Source organism: Commensalibacter melissae (assembly GCF_003691365.1).
GTDB classification, from domain to species: Bacteria; Pseudomonadota; Alphaproteobacteria; order Acetobacterales; family Acetobacteraceae; genus Commensalibacter; species Commensalibacter melissae.
The window spans coordinates 287542-307480 of sequence record NZ_CP033087.1 but is presented as its reverse complement, the minus strand read 5'-3'; the positions used below and the strand labels follow the sequence as shown (position 1 = coordinate 307480).

Genomic DNA, 19939 nt, shown 5'->3' with positions numbered 1-19939 from the left:
ATAGGATCATATTTTATCTCTCATCGTCTATATGGAGATAACTAATGACCACTTTATCTTTTTCACCCTGGCAACTATTTGAAAATGCAAATCCTGTTGTGCAGTTTGTCATGATCATGCTTTTACTTGCCTGTTTAATCAGCTGGACAATTTTTATAGCGAAATATATAGAGATTTTCCGCCTCAACCATAACCTTTTGATTGATAAGTTCCGTTTACAAAATGCCAAAGAATTGATGCCTGACATTGATCTTTCCAAAAAAGGAATTGGTAGGACAATGTTATTGGCTATCACGGATGAATATCAGTGTTCCAATGTTTTGACACATGATTCGGAAGGGCTGAAGGAAAGGATTGTATTGTTATTAGAAAGAATTGAAAGCAATGAAGGTCATTATTTAAATAAAGGAACCGGTTTTTTGGCAACCATTGGTGCGATTTCACCGTTTATAGGTTTATTTGGAACAGTATGGGGAATCATGACATCGTTCACAGGGATCGTTTCCACCCAAACAACAAGTCTAACAGCTGTTGCCCCGGGAATTGCAGAAGCCTTACTTGCCACGGCTGTTGGTCTGGTTACCGCTATTCCTGCCGTAATATTCTATAATATGATTCTTCGTTCAAACGCTAATTGCAGATCAAAAATTGCAGACTTAAGTACCATTTTCATGCGTCTGGTTTCTCGTGACATAAGCAAGTTGCAAATAAAAGACAAGAATACACAGATCATACCCTTTCAACCAAAAATGATGGGAGAAAAAATATCATGATCCGTATGCGTCATGCTGATAACGATTCAAAAGAAATGTGCGATATCAATGTCACACCATTTATTGACGTGGTTTTGGTTCTCCTAATTATCTTTATGATTACAGCACCTTTGACAACAGTAAAAATTCCGGTCACTTTGCCTTACTCTTCCTCAAAAAACATGGAACAACCCAACCACCCTGTTTATCTAACACTGAAAACAGACCATACTCTAACCTTAAATGATAAAACTATTTTATTAAAAGATATCAATCCCAGTATTAACACTGCAACAAACGGCAATAAGGAAGAACATATCTTTCTTTATGCGGATACCAAAATTGATTACGGCTCTTTCATTATGGTAATGGATCAACTCCGTGCCGCGGGTTATCATAAAATTTCTTTGGTAAATTTACAAAACAAACAATAATGGCATGAAAACCTCCACGATTACTGACAAAATTTCCTTTACAGAATGGCAAGCCAATCGAAATGATCTCAGATCTAAAGAAAACCGTTATATAATAATTGTTTCCTTTATCGTCTCTTTATTAATTCTTATTTTTCCTTTTTTTCTTTTTTACAATAATTCTTCAGTTCCCAACAAACCCGTTGTTACTGAAAGCAATACTCTTGTACTTGACTTATCCCCCAATCGAACAGAAACTCCGACTTCACCATTATTGAATAAACCTACAACACTTGCCAAAACAGAACCCTTGACACCCATTCAAAAATTATTGCCAAAATTTTCTGTCTCAAATATTCTACCTGATATACCAAGAATAGAAAAATTCTCTAAACTCAAAATAAAGCAACCTTCCCAACATATTATTCCACAACATACTTCTCAATCTGGATCAAATTCAACATCCACATCAAAAAATAATAATACCGATCATCCACCAGAAAAGGATCAAAACGCACAAGTCACACACACTTCTTCAACATCCGCTAACTGGCAGGGAATGGTTTTAAATAAATTCGAACGTTTCAAACATTACCCGCCCGAAGCTCAAGCTGATGACCTAGAGGGAACCGCCATTTTGCATATTACCATAAATCGCCAGGGAATCATCCTAACAAGCAGTCTTGCAAAAAGTTCCGGATATTTGATCCTGGATCGAGAAGTCCTTACTTTATCCCACCGAGTTAAAAAACTTCCTCCTCCACCCGATGATATCCAAGGTTTACTAATTAATTTGGATATTCCTATAGAATTTCATATAAAACAATAAAAAGAAATTTGTTAAACAATATCTAAATGTTAATCTGTTCAACAAATTCTTGTCTTACTACACATCAATCATTATGCAGCATTTCCCTGATAAACTGTCACAGATGAACTGTTTCCTGATGGATTTTGATATGCACTTAATGAAAACTCCTCAATAACCGCATAGGCATGTTCAAAAATTTCCGATTGAATGGCTTCATAATCCTTCCAGACAACTGTATTGCTAAATCCATAAATCTCCAACGGTAACAATCCTGTTGCATCGGGGGCCATCTGTCGCACCATATAGGTCATCTGATTAAGAATACGAGGATGATTTTTCAAATATAAATCCAAATAGATACGGTAAAGACCCAGATTTGTGATTGACTGGCCTTTGGATAAATATTTGCCTAAATCCATAATGAATTCTTTATGATCAACCCTGTCCTTATTTTTTTCTGAATTTGCAAAGGGTTGAAGCAACTTGCTTTCTAATATTTTTTCCTTTTCCTCAGGTGTTATATAATGAACGGTTGTAACATCAATATACACAGAACGTTTGATCCGTCTACCGCCAGATTCCTGCATTCCACGCCAATTGGTAAAAGAATCGGAAACAAGCGCATAGGTAGGAATCATCGTAATTGTATTATCAAAATTGCGAACCTTGACAGTTGTCAAACCAATATCCATTACAATTCCATCCGCACCATATTTGGGCATTTGTATCCAGTCATTTACACGCATCATATTATTTGCAGATAACTGAACTCCCGCTGATAAGCCCAGAATGGAATCCTTAAAAACCAACATGATGACAGCTGCCATGGCTCCCAGTCCACTGATCAGGATAAGTGGCGATTTGTCAATTAGTACGGAAAGAATAAAAATACCAAAAAGCAGTGCGGCCAATAATTTAAATCCCTGAAATATACCTCCAAGCGGAAGCCGTGCCGCTATATCCAGCTTACTTGCAAATTTTAAAACAATATCCAGAAATGAAAATATTGACAGAAGTGCACAGACCAATACCCAAACTTTTGCGGCAATCATAAGAAAAACTAGCGTTTTCACACCCTGATGCACCCAAAAAGTGGTCTGCAGTATGACAATCAACCCCTGCACAGTAAAAGCCATACGGCTAAATAACTGATTCTCTGTAACGACCTTGCTCCATAGTCGCGTGCTTTTTTGTGCAAATTGAACCAATCGGACCAACACAATCCGATGTAAAATCACATGAACAATGGCCGCCGTAAGGATGATAATAGATACAGCTGTTAAAAACAAAGTAAACTGATTAAATTTAAAACCATGTTGCTGTAAAAAATCTATAATATGTTGTTGCATATTAACCTCTTGATTAATTGTGCGATAAAATAATTTTTCATTAATAATCTCATTAAAAATTCTGGTTATTTTAACCCAAATATATCTTCGATATCTTAATATCTTATCTGTAGTATTTTAATCGTTTAACGAATTTTTCCAGATCACTTTACGCCATTTACGAACACTGTTTATAAAAGCGATCTGACTTCCTACCTGTATATCCTGTTTATAAATCACCTGTTCTGTCGCCATGCCCTGATCCAACAGATATTGACACATCGTTCCTCTCAAGAGGCCAGAAGAGACAGGTGGCGTAACCCATTTCCCCCCTTTACACAAAAGAATATTTCCATTGACAAATTCTGTAACTTCATCTCTCTCATTAAAAAGTAATTGTTCACAATCCAATGTAACAGAAGGATAAAAATCCCTTTTTGTCGTTTTGTGGTATAGAAACATATTATCTGACAAAACAGGTTCTTTCGCCCATCTTGCGATCAAATCGTGATGTAAAGACTGAATAGCATTAATTTCTATCTGAATTAACCCTTTTTGATCTAACAATATTCTTACCTTCCAGCATCCTCGTTCATATTGACAAGAGAGATGTTGCAGGCTTTTTAACAATTCTGCCTGGTTAAAGAAAAAATCAAAATATTCAGCCGATTTTTTCAGCCGGTCCAGATGTAAAGATAAAAGAAAATAACATCCATTCTCTAGCAAGACTGATTCAAGTAAATGATCGGGTATCCGGCGATCATACAAAACCTGTATTTTATGAATAACCTCACGATATTCATCCTTGGAAGTGGAATCCCAAGTTATTCCTCCTCCAACACCATATACAGCTTTTTTATTTTGGACAACCAACGTTCGAATAGGAACGGAAAATATCGCTTCTTGATCAGGGGTTACTATCCCAATAGCACCACAATAAACTTCACGCGGCTGTTTTTCAAGCTTTCGAATAATTTTCATTGTATTTGCTTTCGGTGCACCAGTTATAGAACCACATGGAAATAACGCCCTAAAAATATCCAATAATGTTGTTTTTTCCTTTAATCGTGCAGTTATTTCTGAAGTGAGTTGCCAAACTGTAGGATATTTTTCTTTATCGAACAAAGATGAAACCTTCACACTTCCCTGCTCTGCAATTTGTCCCAAATCGTTACGCAGCAAGTCAACAATCATCAAATTTTCAGCACGATTTTTTTCATTATTCAATATTTTCCTGTTTTCAAGGTCTTCCGTTAAGATTAATCCCCTTGGGGCTGTTCCTTTCATCGGTTTAGCAGTAATTTTCCTTTCTTTTACCTGAAAAAACAATTCCGGAGATGCCGAAAGAATTTGAAACAATCCAATATCCAGATATGCACTATAACTTGATTGTTGGGCCTGCAACATATGCAGATAGAACTCATACGGGTCTTCCTGGAAATCCGTTCCCATTCTCAGTGTATAATTCACCTGATAGGTATCACCGTCAGCAATATGATTTTTAACAGCTGCAATAGCTTGTTGATATTCATGCCATGAACAATCAGGTTGCCAATTCATTAATCCAAAATCAATTTTTTTAGATTGTGGTTTGAATTTTCTTTTTATCGGTTTTTCAAAAATACCAAACCATAACAATGGCATTTTTTCAGGAGGATGCGTTATCAAATAAGAACGAAAGGCAGACGCGGCTTCATACGTTATAAATCCTGCTGCATAATATCCTTTTCCTACCCATTCCTCTATTTCCTGTATACAGGATAAAACCTTATCCAACTGACGTGTTTGTATAATCCTCAAAACATTTTCGAAATTGTAAGGATAGTTTAAAAAATCAAACTGTAATTTCATAAAAACCGTAAACGAAAAAAGATAATCACTATAAAATTATCAATTTTTTAATCTAATTCTATAATAATACAGCGATGTATATTTATTTTATAATCATTGATAGAAAATGATTCATTTAATTGTATAAAAACCAAATCATGAAAATAAATCTTTTAAAACCGATATTTGGTTTTTAAAAGGTTAAGACAAAAAACGATTGTTCTAAACGGTAATATTAAAAATAGCATCCTTATACTATCGACAACGTATCAATATATGATTTTTACGACCTGATGACAGCTTAATAACCCCATCACATAACGCATCATCAGTAATAATTTGTCCCTCATCACTAATTTTTTCATCATTAATTCTTGCTCCACCCCCTCGAATTAATCTTCTGGCTTCCGCATTACTATTCACTAACTTTCCAAGAACAAATAAACGAAAAACAGGAACACCCTGTTGTAGCATTTCGGTGGGCAAGACTATTTCGGGTAATCCGTCTTGAGCCAGTTTACCCTGCTCAAATATGTCTCTAGCCGCCTTCTGTGCGGCTTCTGCTGCGCTACGACCATGACAAATTGCGGTCACTTCTGTTGCCAGCATTTTTTTCGCCTCGTTTATTTCCGCTCCTTGCAAAGCGGCTAAACGTTCACATTCCTGAATGGAAAGATCTGTGAAAAGTTTAAGAAAACGACCAACATCCTGATCTTCCGTATTACGCCAAAATTGCCAGAAATCAAAAACCGAACATTTCTCCTTGTTAAGCCAAATGGCTCCTTTGGCTGTTTTTCCCATCTTGGCCCCTGAACTTGTTGTCAATAAGGGGGCTGTTAATCCAAATACCTGTTTTCCCTCCATTCGACGTACAAGTTCTACACCAGATACAATATTTCCCCATTGATCTGAACCACCCATCTGTAAAACAGTTCCATAACGACGATTTAATTCGCGAAAATCATATGATTGCAAAATGGAATAGTTAAATTCAAGAAATGATAACCCTTGTTCTCTTTCCAAACGTGTTTTAACACTGTCAAAGGATAACATACGGTTAACTGAAAAATGAATGCCAACATCTCTTAGCAAGTCAATGTAGGAAAGCTTTTTCAGCCATTCTGCATTATCAACCGTAATTGTTTTGTTTTCCCCTGATCCAGGTTGTAAAATTTGATGAATATTCTGGACAATTCCATCTAAATTCCGGTCAATTGTACCCTGATTCATCAAGCTGCGTGCTTCTTCCCGGAAAGAGGGGTCTCCGATTTGGGCTGTTCCACCACCAACTAAAGCAACGGGCTGATGTCCATGTTTTTGCAATAAACGCAACAGCATCAGCTGTACCAAAGACCCGACATGCAAACTGTCAGCTGTTGGATCAAATCCGATATATCCAGAAATAGAACCTTTTGCCATACGCTCATCCAGACTTTCCAGATCAGTCGCCTGAAAAATAAATCCTCGTGCCTGTGCTTCCTGCATAAACGAACTTTTTGGGGTCATAATATTATCTCAAAATCAGATTTGGTCAAAAATTTAATTAACGTTGACTTGAACTCGGCAAATCAAATTTTTCTATGTATCATGAATTAGTTTAAAATCAAAGAACACGCTTTGATTGTTCCTCAAAACTAAAGAGACTCTTTTTATGAAGGGGGTAATGAAATGGGTGGTGCATACCCATTTGACGGGTCAGTGATCCTGACCTTTTGCTGAGACTGGCGTGAATGTTTTAACCCTAACAAAATAGACGGGGGTGAAACATAATGATTAGGTGTTCCACTTGTATATTCACGCATAGTCGATTGATCATCTGTCAAGGCAGGATGTTCAGAATTGGTATAGACACCCCCCTCCTCGATATAGGGATCTGGATGAGTATGCCAACCTTTTTTACGTAGCGGATTATGCATCTGATGTTTGGAAGGGTATAAACCTCTTTTTTTATGATAGGATGGAAAAATGCCAGTATCAGTATTATACTTATTCTCCGATTGATGGATATTCCATTCTTCATTCGGGGTTTCCTTAGTTGTCACAGAAGGCTTGGCATAAATTGAATGACTTGATGAATCATATAGACTTATCCCAATCATGAATAAGAAAAGTTGGTATTTTTTCATAATTCGCTCATATCCCTTAATAATCGCCTAGATTATAATATTTTTTTAGACAAATGGTGAATGTTTTTTGATTATCTTTTTATGGTTTGCATCCGAGTGATCGGACAAAAAAACTTTTCTTGAACAATTATATTCAAATAACAATTAATAACATTTAATATTTTATTTAAGCCTAAAAAATTTTGGAAATCCAACATACATTTATAAATTAACTAAATTTTTATTTCAGTAATTTTTTAAACCATTTGTCTTTTTCCTATGCCAATGCAGGTGACAGCTAGGTTTACGATAATGATTATAACACGATAGATGGCTTTAATTCTGATTTCGATAAGGTCTGATAAGTATTGTCAATTTATTGGGTAAGGTTGATCATATTTCCGGTAAGATATATAATTAAAAATAATCATTTTATTAGGTAAGATTGACCCAAAACATCACAACCGGGATTAATATTATTAAAAGATAAACTTATATCAAAATGGGTATGGTAATTATGAGGATTATAAAAAAAAGACTTTTACTGTCCTATAGCGCTTTTCTGGGATTACTTTTATCCTGTCCAGCCTTGGCTGAAACTACCCAAGTCACAGACGAATCAAAAACGACCATTAATCACTCCCCAACGGGAGATAACATGATGCATCAAAAATTTGATTTTCTAAAATCCTACGCTCATGAAAAAAACCAAGATTTCGATAAAGATCTAGATAAGCTGGGAAAGCAAATCCAAGACAAAAACAGCAATTTACACAAAAATCTGGAACAACTTAAAACCTATACACACGATAAAAAGAAAGATTTAAATGAAGAAATTGAATATCTTAAAACACAAGTTAATGATAAGAACAGTGACCTTTATAAAAAACTCAATGAATTAGAAACAAAGGCCAAAGACAAAAATAGCGATATATATCGGGAACTGAAACATATAAAAGATATAATCGAAAGTCAGCCTGATCAACCCAATAAACCAGCATCTTTAAGCAAATAAAGATAACATTTAATAACTGGAGAAACTCTCTTTTCTTCAGTTAATTTTTTTCATTAAAATTCATAGAATAACTATATCTCATAGCATTTCATTATTTGCTATATAATTAAGTAATAAATTAAAATATATTGAATTTAAAATATTTAAAATATAGAATAGAAATTATAATGAGTTATATAATATAAAATAATTTTGCCAATAATAATTAATAAACTTATCCAAGTAATAAAATTTAATTATTAATTTATTATTTTATATTTCTCAAATTTCTTTAGGTGATAAATATGTCTGAAAAAGAAAAGTCTGAGAATAATGCGAATTCTTCCGTATTTCATACCAACTCTCGTCGCCAAGTCCTTACCGGTGTCGCTGTTGGAGCTGCCGCTTTAGCGACAAACAGGAGTATTCATGCCATGCCTGAACATGTTGAAAATAAATCTGTTCCTCCTCTAAAAAACCCAATGTCCCTATACCCAACGCCTCCCTTTTCTAAACAGCCACAACCTTGGCCTGGTTTACAGTCCAAGATGCAACCTGCTCCTGATTGCGGAGAAAAAACATATCAGGGAAGCGGACGTTTAAAAGGACGGCACGCACTAGTTACAGGAGGTGATTCCGGTATTGGACGCGCTGCCGCTATAGCCTTTGCACGTGAAGGAGCGGATGTTGCCATCAATTATCTACCACAAGAAGAACCTGATGCAAAAGAGGTCATTGATCTTATTCAAAAAGCCGGACGTAAGGCTGTTGCATTACCCGGTGATATCCGGAATGAGGATTTCTGTAAAAAACTTGTTGCAGATGCTGTAGCCAAATTGGGTCAAATAGATATTCTTGCCCATGTGGCTGGAAGACAAAAATATTCTGAACAACTGACTGATATAACAACAGAAGAATTTGATTGGACAATGAAAACCAATCTTTATGCACTTTTCTGGATCACCAAAGCTGCCATTCCACATTTGCCACCTGGCAGTTCCATCATCACCACCTCTTCACTCGTATCATATATGCCTCCAGAAATTCTGGTGGATTATGGCATGTCCAAAGCAGGTATCAGCAACTTTACCAAATCAATGGCCAAACAGCTTCTTCCCAAAGGAATACGTGTCAACTGTGTTGATCCAGGACCTTTCTGGACCCCCCTACAAATTTGCGGGGCTCAGCCCCAATCAGCTATTCCCAACTTTGGTGGTGAAAGTCCGTTTAAACGACCTGGGCAACCTGCAGAAATCGCTCCCTTGTATGTTACACTTGCCTCTACTGAATCATCTTATGTAACAGGGCAAAGCTGGGGAATTGTGGGAGGAACAGGACAACCTGGATAATCTTATTATTTTCTGCTTTATAATCTCTAATATCCATTATTTTCAAGGTTCATTAATTTTATAATGAACCTTTTTTATAAAAAATCATCTTTCTAAGTCTCGCTTATTTTCAATTTAACCCAATAATTTGCCTTTATAACGGACAACTTGTCTCCAATTCCACGTTTCCGGGACAAATGATCCCATTGTTCAAACCTGTGTAGATCCCGTTTGGCCAAAATAAGAGGTAAAATAACGGATCTGTATTGACGATCTAACAAACAAGCCTTCTCGCTTCTTCGCAAATAAAAATATGCCTTTTCTATTAAAATATCACGGATTGCATTAAGTTCTGATGGTGTTACGCTAATTCCGTTTTCTGACCGTTGTAACGAGAAATCATGAATTATCTCTGCTGGCAAAGGACAACGCCCTTTTCTAAATATATTCGGTAAATTTTTTGAAATATGAACGGTTTCACTGGCAATACCCGCTGCAATCACCGCTTCAACCAACGGTAATTCTCTTATTTTAAAAAGATTTGCAAGAATCCGCTGAATTTGTCCAACAGACCGCACCATTATCGAATCCCAATGATTCCAATTTTTTATACCCTCTAATTCTTCTTCGCGAGCGGAAATGATTTTTAAAAGATCTTCAGCAGAAAACAAATTTCGATCCAGAGAATCCTTGATATAAGGCGCAATTTCATGATCCCGGTCGGGTTTGTTTGCCAACAAGTCCCGCCACCATTGCAAACGGATATAACCCGCCATTGGCCCTGCCACATCCCATGAAGAGGATAGGGTCACGGCCCGAGTAATCTCGGTATAAAATGCCAATAAACGAAAATATTGTTCTCGTAAATCAGAAGGCATAAAAAGCGCGCAAAAGAAGTGATCTGGATCAGACTTTCTTATATATTGGCCGCAAAAAGAAAGGGGTTTAGATTTTTCTTTAATCATTTTCAAAAGATATATATAATTTATGAAGGAGATGTGCCTAAAAAATTTATCAATTAATCTCTGTAAAATTCCGCATAATCTCTATATAAGAGAATTAAGAACCAAAAAGGTCTTATATAATTTTTTAAAATTATTGTAATATATCGAGGAACCAAATGTCTTTTGAATTACCACAACTTCCCTTTCCCTATAATGCTCTGGCTCGTTCAGGAATGAGCGAAGAAACCATGCAATTTCACCATGACAAGCATCATCAAGCTTATGTTAATACCCTGAATGATCTTATCAAAGCAAACCCTGCACTTGAAGGGAAATCATTAGAAGAATTAATTGTAACGGCAGCAAAGGATAAATCCTTAACACCTGTTTTGAATAATGCAGGTCAACATTACAACCATTCTTTATTCTGGAATTCCCTAAGTCCTGATGGTGGTTCAATGTCTCCTGCATTTGAAGAGTTAATCCGTAAAAATTTTGGTTCAGTTGAAAATTTCAAAGCTGAATTCAAAAAGGCCGCTACCACGCAATTTGGCTCGGGATGGGCTTGGCTGGTTTTGACTTCTGACAATAAATTAATCGTTACCAAAACACCAAATGGAAAAAACCCAATTTCCGAGGGTCAGGGAAAACCTTTATTAACCATTGATGTATGGGAACATGCATATTATATTGATTTCCGTAATCGCCGCCCTGATTTTGTGGATAATTTCCTTAATAATCTCGCAAATTATGATTTTGCAGAAGCCCAAATAAACGCAAAATAAACTGTATCAAGGAAACCGGCATTTCGCCGGTTTTTTATTCCGCTTTTACCGTTTCATCAGCTTTATCCAATGTAACAGCCTTATTTTCTTTGGCTTCTTTTTTACCTTGGTTTTTTATCTTGGATTGGGTATTTTCTGTTTGGGCCTTACTTTCCAAAACAGTCGTAACAGTACTACGAACAACCATTACTCGAACATTTGACGCAATTTCCACTTCCATTTGATCTGAATCTTCCTGGTTGCGTACAATTTTACCAACAATTCCACCCGCGGTTACAATTTTATCACCCCGTCGCAATGCTTTCATTTTTTCACGAACTTGCTTGGCTTTTTTTTGCTGCGGCATAATAACAATAAAATAAAATACCAGAAATATTCCAATAAAAGGCAGTAAACTCATGATTGTGGCAGTACCACCTCCACCACCGCCTGCACTTTGCGCATAGGCAGGAGTAATAAATAAATCCATAAAATTGATCATCAAACTGCTTTCCTATCTTATTCACATTACGTATATTGATCATCTATCATTATAGGCACCTTCATACACTATATAAAGTATCTCGCATACTACAAGATCATGAAAACCGGAAAAAAGATGACTCAATCCCTTATCCCCTTACTGGAACGTATCGCGATTTCCCTAGAGAGACTTGCCCCTCCTCAGCCAAAAATTGAAAATATTGATAAATATAACTGTTTTATCTGGTCCGCCCAGAATAATGAATTGACACCCATTCAGAACATGTCTTTTATCGACTTTCATCTGTTACAAGGTATCGAAAACCAAAAAGAAACACTTTTTCTGAATACATATCATTTTGCCAAAAATCTTCCCGCCAATAACGTTCTTTTATGGGGGGCAAGGGGAACAGGAAAATCTTCATTGATCAAATCGGTTTATCATGAAGTAAACAGCAAACTATCAACCATTTGCCCTCTTTTGAAAATTATTGAAATTCCCAGGGATGATATCTACTCCCTGCCCATTCTTTTACGGTTATTGAAACCTCTGTCTTACAAATTCATCATTTTTTCAGATGATCTTTCCTTTGAATCAGAAGACCGTGATTATAAAGCGCTCAAATCTGTATTAGACGGTGGAATTGCCGGACGCCCAGAAAATGTGTTATTTTACGCCACAAGCAATCGTAGACATTTAATGCCAAAGAATATGATTGAAAATGAATCCTCTTCCGCCATTAATCCTTCTGAAGCCATTGAGGAAAAAGTATCTCTTTCTGATCGTTTTGGATTATGGATCGGATTTCATAATTGTTCCAAAGATTTATTTGATCAGATTGTAACAGAATATGCAAAAGCAAGAAAATTACCCATTTCAAAAGAGGATCTCATAGCACAGGCCAACGAATGGTCAGTTACTCGTGGTGCCAGAAATGGTCGTGTTGCCTGGCAATTTATAGAGGATTTAACGGCCAAATTATCCAGTGGATAACACTTTTTTTTTACAGTTTGACAGTCCGAAAACAAAAGGGGGTGAATTTTATCCCCTTTTGTTATATTTCATTATCCGATTTTTTCAATACCACCCATATAAGATCGAAGCACTTCAGGAATAGATATTGAACCATCCTCATTTTGATAGTTTTCCATAACAGCAACCAAAGCCCGTCCAACTGCAACACCAGATCCATTTAAAGTATGCAGAAATACCGGAGTTGTTTTTCTACCTTCTTCAGGTTGTGGGCGATAGCGAGCGTTCATGCGACGCGCCTGAAAATCACGTGTATTGGAACAAGATGAGATTTCGCGCCAGGCTTGTTGGCCTGGCAGCCAAACTTCCAGATCCCAGGTTTTTGCTGCCCCAAATCCAGTATCACCAGAACATAACAAGACACGACGATAGGGTAATTCCAATTTTTCAAGAACCTTTTCGGCACAACGGGTCATCCGTTCATGCTCTTTTTCACTTTCTTCAGGTGCGGTCACACTGACCATTTCAACCTTATAAAATTGATGCTGTCGAATTAATCCCCTTGTATCACGACCAGCAGCTCCTGCTTCACTTCGGAAGCAGGCGGTTAAAGCAGTTCTGCGAACAGGTAATTGATCATAATTGATTATTTCACCTGCCTGTATTCCTGTCAGAGGGACCTCTGCTGTTGGAATTAGCCAACGATCATCTTTTGTACAAAAAGACTGATCCCCGAATTTAGGCAATTTATCCGTGTTAAACATGGTCTGTTCATTAACTAGTAATGGAACGACATATTCCTCGTAATCATGTTCAGTTGTATGAAAATCCAGCATAAATTGTCCGAGGGCACGATCAAGTCTTGCCAACGCTCCACGTAAAATGCTGAACCGTGCGCCCGCTAATTTGATAGCTGCATTAAAATCCATCAACCCTGATTTTTCGCCCAACTCGAAATGCTGCAATGGAGTAAAACCAAATTCACGTATTTTTCCCCAATAATGTACAACAACATTTTCAGTTTCATCTTTTCCCGTCGGAACCTCCACAGCCAAACGATTAGGCAAACTTGCCAGAACCTCAAAAATTTGTTGATCCAGTTTATCCGCACGCGTCTGCAATGAATCTATTTCCTGACGTAACCTTATGGCTTGAGCTTCCAAAACGGAACTGTTTTCTTTATTCCGTTTTAACTGACCAATTTGTTTTGAAATGTTATTTCGATCAGCTTGTTTTTGATGCAGCTCATTCAAATATGAGCGCCGTTCCTCATCATACGATAATAATGTCTGACTAACTGCAGATAATCCACGACGGGCCAAATCGTTATCAAAAGCCACAGGATCAGAACGCAGAGCACGAAAATCATGCATTATAATAATTCCTTTTCTGGTTTGGGTTCCACCATTCGGGCAGATAAAATTGAAATCTCATATAAAATAATTAAAGGGATAGCCAAGGAAGTTTGTGTAATTACATCGGGAGGTGTAAGAACTGCAGCAATTACAAAAGCAATAACATATGCATATCTTCTGAATTTCTTTAACTTTAATGAAGTCACAAAACCTATTTTTGCCATCAATGTCAACATGACAGGAAGCTCAAATGCAATACCAAAAGCCATGATTAACCGCATAACTAACGAAAGATATTCGGAAACCTTGGCTTGCAATTCAATATGCATATTATGATCCCCCCCAACCTGAAAAGATAAAAAGAATTTCCAGGCAAAAGGAAAGACAAAGAAATAAGCGAGCGCTGCACCCAGTAAAAACAAAATCGGGGTTGCAACCAAAAAAGGCGCAAATATCCTTTTTTCATTTCGATATAATCCCGGGGCGATATATATCCATGCTTGAATGGCAAACATAGGAAATGAACAAAAAATTGCACCGAAAAATGCCAACTTGATATAAGTGAAAAATGCCTCATATAAGGCCGTATAAATAAGATGGGGTTGTTCTCCCTGTTGTCGCATGGCTTGCGCCAAGGGGTGGGCCAAGAACATATAGATTTGTTCCGAATAGTAATAACAAAACCCAAAAGCAATCAAAAAAGTTGCCAGACAGACAATCATTCGGCGACGTAACTCAATAAAATGTTCCATCAGAGACATTGATTTATCATTGATCAACTCTTCTTCTTCGGGAATATTCATGATCATCCCTGTTCCCTGTAATTGACAATTTGTGGTGGAATCATCGCTGGAACAGGTGGAGCCGATCTTTTAACCTGTAAACGCTGAGCAATTGCAGGAGGAAAAAAAATTGGAGCTGGATCTTTTTTTGCCAAAGCTTCCAGATCAGGTTCCTTATGATCGGTTGACGCTGAATATTCGGGAATAATCTCAGGCTCTTTATTTGAAAAAGGAATTTCATAAGGTTTCGGAGATTGAATAGATGTTTGATTTAGGGGGGAATTTAAATTCTCCTGAAGTGTTCTATCTCGATCGATTACATCCAATATTGCACTTTTAATATTCATACGACGTAATTTCATCAACTGATCTTTGGCTTCCTTAAGGTCTGGATCCTTAACCATCTCATCCACCTGACTATGAAATTCACGTGCCATGCCCCTACATTTTTTCACTACGTCACCAAACCAATGGACAATTTTTGGAAAATCTTTTGGTCCTATAAATATCATGCTGACAATCCCTATCAATATCAGTTCTGCCCAAGAAAAATCAAACATGCTTTATATTGTCCCCTCTATTTCCATAATATGCATCATGATTTGTTTAGCAAAGATATTACCACTTATTTATTCGTCATTTAAAGAATGGTACGGAATATCTCCAAATAACTCCTCTTTTTTTGGCAAATCATTTAAATCATTTAACCCCAAATAAGTTAAAAATTCTTTGGATGTTTTCCATAAAGTTGGTCGTCCTGGTACAGATTTATGTCCACAAGGTTTGATAAGACCATATCCCAATAAAGTTTCCAAAACAGTTTGGCTTAAACCGACCCCTCGAATTTTTTCGATATCTGTCCGAGTGCAAGGCTGATGATAAGCAACGACGGCCAAGGTTTCCATCGTTGCACGAGATAAACGCTTTGGCCTGGCAATGATTTTTACCAGATATGCCGTCCATTCCTGAGCTGTCCGAAATTGCCATCCACCGGCAACTTTACATAAACGAATGCCACGATACGCATAATCCTCTTGAAGTGAATGAATAATGTCAAGGATGCTAACAGTTGCCTTTCCCTCAGGATTTAAATTTATTGAATTTTTTTCTAGCAAAGATTCAATTGATTGTTCTGAAACAGGTTCCGTTTGCGAAAATATATATGCTTCGATCAACCCTTTTAAATCTTCCAAGTCCGTCTTCATTCCGCTTCCAAATTTTTATGATAGGATTGATTTTCATTTCGTGATTGCAATCGAATTTGACCAAACTGCTCTTGCTGATCAAGCTTTATTTCACCAAGCTTTGCCAGCTCCAATCCAGCCAGTAACATTCCGCACCAGGCGGCTTTCCATTGTTGCTGTTGTTGGACAGGTGATTGCTCCTTTTTATTAACTGCCTCCCAACGGGGTAGAAAAGCATCCAACGCATGCCATCCAGGTACATGATGAGATTTAAGTAAACGTTTCAAACGATTTAGAGCATCTTTGACCGTCCAAAAATGAAACGATCGAATTCGCCACTCCCTTTTTTTATTTTTACGATGGAATATCCGAATATATGCGTCAATAAAACGTGCACTATCCAATATCAATCCAGAGGAATCCACTGAAGTAAGATCTTCATAATATCCCCTGGCAAAAACCTCGCTCCCCAATAAAGGTCGCTCCTGCATCCACAATGCCGCTTTATTGATTTGTTCCAGCCCTTGCAAACGTTCTTGAAGTAAATCAACCGCCTGTTCAGTATCGCCAAAATGATCAGTTTTTTGCGGCAATAACAGACATGATTTCAACCATGCCAACCAACTCGCCATAACCAACCAGTCGGCTGCCAACTCCAATCTTATTTTTTTTGCAGATTCAATAATTTGTAGATATTGCTCAACCAGTGGCAAAATTGATATCTGAGTTAAATCAACTTTTTGGGTTTTAGCCAATTGCAACAACATATCCAACGGCCCTTCAAATCCATCAAGCCGAACAATGAAAGTCTCATCATTCCATGAAGAAGAATGATTTTCCATTTCCGTCTCATGAACAAGATCCGATTGCCGCATTATTATACCAGATTTATGAAAACCAGATTAAAAATTGGCCAACGTGCAAGAAAGACTTTTCGTTTTCAATTGGCTACAAAAACTATTTGCCTGAGTCTTGGAGGTAAAACCCTTAATTCTTATTCGATAAATCGTATTACCCTTAACATTAGCCTTTTGAATGGTGGGAGAATATTGCCCCAATAACTCTGGAGCTTTTTTGCGCATGACCTGCCATTGTTTTTGTGCTGCAGCATTTGACCCTAATGCAGCCAGCTGCACAATAAAATGACCATTTCCTACGCGTTTTTCTTCCAATTTTACAGAAGGGACTTTTTTACCGTTATCTTGACGATGATGCCGAATAGGTTTTTTTGAAGGAACAGGCGCAACAGATTTTTCCGCCTCATCCGATTGTTCATCTGAGACATTACCCTCATCTTCCTTTGATTGTGCCTGCTTTTTGTTTTTATTCTCTGGCAAGTCATTACCCATTGATGACGTTGCCGTCGATGGAGCTGCAACCAAAGGTACATTATTGGGAGACGATACTCCATTATCCATAACATTGCCATTCACATTGGTCACTGCGGGAGTCTGATTATTAGAGGCTGTTGAATTGCCTGTTCCATATTGTGCAGCTAATGCTGATGGGTCAGCCTGTTCAGGTCCAGGCGCAAGAACAGGTTTTCCATTCGCTTCCATTTGACCTTCAGCCTTATCCATACCAATAGTTTCTGTGTTGTTTTCCGGTAAAGGTTTTTCCTTGGCAGCAATTTGAGGCGGTTCAAAAACGGGAATACCCTGATGTCCCGTATGAGACATCATCCACCCTCCAATGAAAAGCAATAAAATACCGCCAATTCCCGCTGCGGCATAGGCTAATCGACGTGTCGAGGAATCTCCATGAAATAAATTCTGCATAAATGCGAAACGTGGCTGTCCGCGACGATCATAATCCTCATCATATTCGTCTTCTTCATCGTCTTCTTCATGATAACGTGATGCCATTCTTTCCCTGCCATTTGGATCAGGACGATTTTGACGTGGAGACAATCGTCCATCATCTTCACGGGCAGGATTCATACGCGGGTCTTGTCCACGTATCATATTCTCTCTACCCTGACCCGAACGAGAGGTGTCCATGGAATCATCATCAAAAAATGATCTTTTTCTAGGGGGTTCAGGTGAATTTTGATCCATCATCTCATTTCCTCAACTGGTTCTATTCCCAAGACCTGCATAGCAGAACGAATTACACTTGCAATAGCTTCAATCAACGCCATTCTGGCCAACGTGCCATGAACATCACCTTTTTGGATAAAGCGTAAAGTCGCATCATCCCGTCCGGCATTCCACAATGCATGAAAATCTGATGCAAGCTCCATCAAATAATAGGCAATACGATGTGGTTCACGCATCAAAGCGGCACTTTCAACTGTACGGGGCCATTGTGCAAGTCGCCGCATAACCGCTAATTCCTCTTCATTTCTGATATTGGACAGATCCGCTTTTGCCAGATCGGAGGCCGTTAATCGCTCTTGACCAAAAATCTCTTCAGCAGAACGCAAAACGGAACGGCATCTTGCATGCGCATATTGAACATAAAAAACAGGATTGTCACGGGTTTGAGCAACAACCTGTTCAAGATCGAAATTCATTTGCGCATCAGATTTACGTGTTAACATGGTAAACCGCACCGCATCTTTTCCAACTTCATCGATCAGATCGCGTAATGTTACAAAAGTGCCTGCCCGTTTGGACATCCTTACAACCTCACCATTACGAACAACTCGAACGATCTGACATAAAATAACTTCAAAATCAGTTGACACATCCACTGGACTTAGAGCTTTTACTGCCGCATTCATACGGGTAACATATCCACCGTGATCTGCACCCCATACATCCAATAGAATCTGATAACCTCTTTTTATTTTATCATAATGATAACCTATATCATTAGCAAAATATGTTGCACTGCCATCAGATTTCCGTAAGGGACGATCCACGTCGTCACCATAAGCCGTTGATTTAAAAAGTGTTTGTGGACGAGCCTCCCAGTCATCTGGCAATTTCCCTTTGGGAGGCTCCAGTATACCTGTATACACCAGTCCCTTTTTTTCCAACATCCGAATTGCCTGATCGGCTATACCAGATTCAAGAATTGCACGTTCTGAGATGAATTCTTCCTGCAAAACACCTAAAGCTTTCAGATCTTGGCGGATATCATGCATCATGTGAGTCAAAACGCACTGTTTAACTTTTTCAAACCATGCTGGAAACGGTTTTTGTTCTATGCCCTTCAATAATGTCTTACCATATTGCTGAGCAAGATCCTGTCCAACTGGAATAAGATAATCTCCTTGGTATTGTAAACCAGTTGGCATGTACGTCTTGTAACGCTCTTCAAAATCAGTCGGGGAACAATCTCCTTCAAGAACCTGAACATAACGCCAATAGGCTGCCCATGTTAATGCAACAACCTGATTACCCGCATCATTGATATAATATTCTTTGGTAACGTCAAAACCAGCCTTAGCCATCAAATTGGCTAACACATCCCCAACGACCGCGCCACGACAGTGACCTACATGCATTGGCCCTGTCGGATTGGCAGATACATATTCAATGTTGGTTTTGATATTATTTCCAATTTGACTGTTTCCATACGCTTCCTGTATCTGCAAAATCGTTGAAACAAGATTTTGAAAAACAGAAGGGGCCAATTTCAAATTCACAAATCCCGGCCCAGCAGGTTCAGCCTTTTCAATACCAGAAACAGATTGCAGGCGTTCAGCCAATTCCTTGGCAATTTCCTGTGGCCGACGCTTGGCAATTTTTGCCGTAATCAAGGCTGCATTCGTCGCCATATCCCCATGTGAAACATCACGTGTAGGTGTCAATTCAATTCTTTTTATCAAATCTTCTGACAAATCAGGTAAAATTTGTCGCAAGGCCTTTATAACACAATGATAAAAGGAAACATATAAATTCTGCTCAGCCATACAAAAATTATCTTTCTTTATAAACACCTTA

General features: G+C 37.9%; 20 protein-coding genes. 7 read left to right on the top strand and 13 right to left on the bottom strand.

The annotated features are described in order from the left end of the window. Positions 1 to 44: 44 nt before the first annotated feature. Genes exbB through D9V35_RS01355 form a run of 3 tightly spaced genes read left to right on the top strand, consistent with a single transcriptional unit; the run spans position 45 to position 1994 of the window. Positions 45 to 773, top strand: coding sequence for a tonB-system energizer ExbB (gene exbB, locus D9V35_RS01365; protein ID WP_110439375.1), 729 nt, complete (start codon positions 45 to 47; stop codon positions 771 to 773). After that, positions 770 to 1186, top strand: a complete 417-nt coding sequence (locus tag D9V35_RS01360; protein WP_122122984.1) for a biopolymer transporter ExbD — start codon at positions 770 to 772, stop codon at positions 1184 to 1186. Before exbB ends, D9V35_RS01360 begins: the two co-directional genes overlap by 4 nt. Positions 1187 to 1190: 4 nt before the next feature. Next, entirely contained in the window at positions 1191 to 1994 is an 804-nt protein-coding gene (locus D9V35_RS01355) for an energy transducer TonB family protein (RefSeq protein ID WP_122122983.1), read from the top strand. Positions 1995 to 2065: 71 nt separating this feature from the next. Here D9V35_RS01355 and D9V35_RS01350 read toward each other — a convergent pair whose 3' ends face one another. From D9V35_RS01350 to D9V35_RS01335, 4 genes are all read right to left on the bottom strand, one after another. Next, positions 2066 to 3325: a mechanosensitive ion channel family protein gene (locus tag D9V35_RS01350; protein WP_122122982.1), complete on the bottom strand. Its 1260-nt coding sequence runs from the start codon at positions 3323 to 3325 to the stop codon at positions 2066 to 2068. A gap of 117 nt (positions 3326 to 3442) precedes the next feature. Next, positions 3443 to 5104 (bottom strand): aminodeoxychorismate synthase component I, encoded by a 1662-nt coding sequence (gene pabB, locus D9V35_RS01345; protein WP_205910313.1) that lies wholly within the window; start codon positions 5102 to 5104, stop codon positions 3443 to 3445. A 285-nt stretch (positions 5105 to 5389) separates the two neighbouring features. After that, the gene (tyrS, locus tag D9V35_RS01340; protein ID WP_240993387.1) at positions 5390 to 6640 is read right to left on the bottom strand and encodes a tyrosine--tRNA ligase; all 1251 of its coding nucleotides are present in this window, start codon (positions 6638 to 6640) and stop codon (positions 5390 to 5392) included. A 143-nt stretch (positions 6641 to 6783) separates the two neighbouring features. Next, positions 6784 to 7260 (bottom strand): hypothetical protein, encoded by a 477-nt coding sequence (locus D9V35_RS01335; RefSeq protein ID WP_122122980.1) that lies wholly within the window; start codon positions 7258 to 7260, stop codon positions 6784 to 6786. Between the two features lie 496 nt (positions 7261 to 7756). On the opposite strand from D9V35_RS01335, the gene D9V35_RS01330 reads away from it, so the two are divergent. Next, positions 7757 to 8254 (top strand): hypothetical protein, encoded by a 498-nt coding sequence (locus tag D9V35_RS01330; protein WP_122122979.1) that lies wholly within the window; start codon positions 7757 to 7759, stop codon positions 8252 to 8254. A gap of 284 nt (positions 8255 to 8538) precedes the next feature. Further along, entirely contained in the window at positions 8539 to 9582 is a 1044-nt protein-coding gene (locus D9V35_RS01325) for an SDR family oxidoreductase (protein WP_122122978.1), read from the top strand. Positions 9583 to 9674: 92 nt separating this feature from the next. Here D9V35_RS01325 and D9V35_RS01320 read toward each other — a convergent pair whose 3' ends face one another. Further along, complete coding sequence (locus D9V35_RS01320) at positions 9675 to 10439, bottom strand: squalene/phytoene synthase family protein (RefSeq protein ID WP_162988519.1); 765 nt, start codon at positions 10437 to 10439, stop codon at positions 9675 to 9677. Between the two features lie 242 nt (positions 10440 to 10681). Here D9V35_RS01320 and D9V35_RS01315 point away from each other — a divergent pair, with 242 nt between their 5' ends. Next, on the top strand, positions 10682 to 11290 hold the full coding sequence (locus D9V35_RS01315) for a superoxide dismutase (RefSeq protein WP_122122976.1): 609 nt from the start codon (positions 10682 to 10684) through the stop codon (positions 11288 to 11290). A 34-nt stretch (positions 11291 to 11324) separates the two neighbouring features. On the opposite strand, the gene yajC is transcribed toward D9V35_RS01315, so the two are convergent. Next, on the bottom strand, positions 11325 to 11771 hold the full coding sequence (yajC, locus tag D9V35_RS01310; protein WP_110439364.1) for a preprotein translocase subunit YajC: 447 nt from the start codon (positions 11769 to 11771) through the stop codon (positions 11325 to 11327). Between the two features lie 117 nt (positions 11772 to 11888). Between yajC and D9V35_RS01305 the strand changes: the two genes are divergently transcribed. After that, on the top strand, positions 11889 to 12746 hold the full coding sequence (locus D9V35_RS01305) for an ATP-binding protein (protein WP_122124233.1): 858 nt from the start codon (positions 11889 to 11891) through the stop codon (positions 12744 to 12746). A 71-nt stretch (positions 12747 to 12817) separates the two neighbouring features. On the opposite strand, the gene serS is transcribed toward D9V35_RS01305, so the two are convergent. From serS to argS, 7 genes are all read right to left on the bottom strand, one after another. Then, complete coding sequence (gene serS, locus D9V35_RS01300) at positions 12818 to 14098, bottom strand: serine--tRNA ligase (RefSeq protein ID WP_122122975.1); 1281 nt, start codon at positions 14096 to 14098, stop codon at positions 12818 to 12820. Next, a complete protein-coding gene (gene tatC, locus D9V35_RS01295) occupies positions 14098 to 14889 on the bottom strand; it encodes a twin-arginine translocase subunit TatC (protein WP_456304894.1) in 792 nt (263 codons plus the stop codon). The genes serS and tatC overlap by 1 nt, the downstream gene beginning before the upstream one ends. Then, positions 14886 to 15422 carry a Sec-independent protein translocase protein TatB gene (gene tatB, locus D9V35_RS01290; protein ID WP_122122974.1) on the bottom strand — a complete coding sequence of 179 codons (537 nt, stop codon included), beginning with the start codon at positions 15420 to 15422 and terminating at the stop codon, positions 14886 to 14888. Before tatB ends, tatC begins: the two co-directional genes overlap by 4 nt. A gap of 69 nt (positions 15423 to 15491) precedes the next feature. Next, the gene (gene scpB, locus D9V35_RS01285; RefSeq protein WP_122122973.1) at positions 15492 to 16067 is read right to left on the bottom strand and encodes an SMC-Scp complex subunit ScpB; all 576 of its coding nucleotides are present in this window, start codon (positions 16065 to 16067) and stop codon (positions 15492 to 15494) included. After that, positions 16064 to 16921 carry a segregation and condensation protein A gene (locus D9V35_RS01280; protein WP_240993386.1) on the bottom strand — a complete coding sequence of 286 codons (858 nt, stop codon included), beginning with the start codon at positions 16919 to 16921 and terminating at the stop codon, positions 16064 to 16066. The genes scpB and D9V35_RS01280 overlap by 4 nt, the downstream gene beginning before the upstream one ends. Positions 16922 to 16948: 27 nt before the next feature. Further along, entirely contained in the window at positions 16949 to 18106 is a 1158-nt protein-coding gene (locus tag D9V35_RS01275; RefSeq protein WP_122122972.1) for an SPOR domain-containing protein, read from the bottom strand. Beyond that, a complete protein-coding gene (gene argS / locus D9V35_RS01270; RefSeq protein WP_122122971.1) occupies positions 18103 to 19908 on the bottom strand; it encodes an arginine--tRNA ligase in 1806 nt (601 codons plus the stop codon). Before argS ends, D9V35_RS01275 begins: the two co-directional genes overlap by 4 nt. Between the last annotated feature and the right edge of the window lie 31 nt (positions 19909 to 19939).

Excerpts from the sequence above, each read along its gene's own strand:
- exbB (WP_110439375.1), top strand. The coding sequence starts at position 45 with ATGACCACTTTATCTTTTTCACCCTGGCAACTATTTGAAAATGCAAAT.
- D9V35_RS01360 (WP_122122984.1), top strand. The coding sequence starts at position 770 with ATGATCCGTATGCGTCATGCTGATAACGATTCAAAAGAAATGTGCGAT.
- D9V35_RS01355 (WP_122122983.1), top strand. The coding sequence starts at position 1,191 with ATGAAAACCTCCACGATTACTGACAAAATTTCCTTTACAGAATGGCAA.
- D9V35_RS01350 (WP_122122982.1), bottom strand. The coding sequence starts at position 3,325 with ATGCAACAACATATTATAGATTTTTTACAGCAACATGGTTTTAAATTT.
- tyrS (WP_240993387.1), bottom strand. The coding sequence starts at position 6,640 with ATGACCCCAAAAAGTTCGTTTATGCAGGAAGCACAGGCACGAGGATTT.
- D9V35_RS01335 (WP_122122980.1), bottom strand. The coding sequence starts at position 7,260 with ATGAAAAAATACCAACTTTTCTTATTCATGATTGGGATAAGTCTATAT.
- D9V35_RS01330 (WP_122122979.1), top strand. The coding sequence starts at position 7,757 with ATGAGGATTATAAAAAAAAGACTTTTACTGTCCTATAGCGCTTTTCTG.
- D9V35_RS01325 (WP_122122978.1), top strand. The coding sequence starts at position 8,539 with ATGTCTGAAAAAGAAAAGTCTGAGAATAATGCGAATTCTTCCGTATTT.
- D9V35_RS01320 (WP_162988519.1), bottom strand. The coding sequence starts at position 10,439 with ATGCCTTCTGATTTACGAGAACAATATTTTCGTTTATTGGCATTTTAT.
- D9V35_RS01315 (WP_122122976.1), top strand. The coding sequence starts at position 10,682 with ATGTCTTTTGAATTACCACAACTTCCCTTTCCCTATAATGCTCTGGCT.
- yajC (WP_110439364.1), bottom strand. The coding sequence starts at position 11,771 with ATGATCAATTTTATGGATTTATTTATTACTCCTGCCTATGCGCAAAGT.
- D9V35_RS01305 (WP_122124233.1), top strand. The coding sequence starts at position 11,889 with ATGACTCAATCCCTTATCCCCTTACTGGAACGTATCGCGATTTCCCTA.
- serS (WP_122122975.1), bottom strand. The coding sequence starts at position 14,098 with ATGCATGATTTTCGTGCTCTGCGTTCTGATCCTGTGGCTTTTGATAAC.
- tatC (WP_456304894.1), bottom strand. The coding sequence starts at position 14,889 with ATGATCATGAATATTCCCGAAGAAGAAGAGTTGATCAATGATAAATCA.
- tatB (WP_122122974.1), bottom strand. The coding sequence starts at position 15,422 with ATGTTTGATTTTTCTTGGGCAGAACTGATATTGATAGGGATTGTCAGC.
- scpB (WP_122122973.1), bottom strand. The coding sequence starts at position 16,067 with ATGAAGACGGACTTGGAAGATTTAAAAGGGTTGATCGAAGCATATATA.
- D9V35_RS01280 (WP_240993386.1), bottom strand. The coding sequence starts at position 16,921 with ATGCGGCAATCGGATCTTGTTCATGAGACGGAAATGGAAAATCATTCT.
- D9V35_RS01275 (WP_122122972.1), bottom strand. The coding sequence starts at position 18,106 with ATGATGGATCAAAATTCACCTGAACCCCCTAGAAAAAGATCATTTTTT.
- argS (WP_122122971.1), bottom strand. The coding sequence starts at position 19,908 with ATGGCTGAGCAGAATTTATATGTTTCCTTTTATCATTGTGTTATAAAG.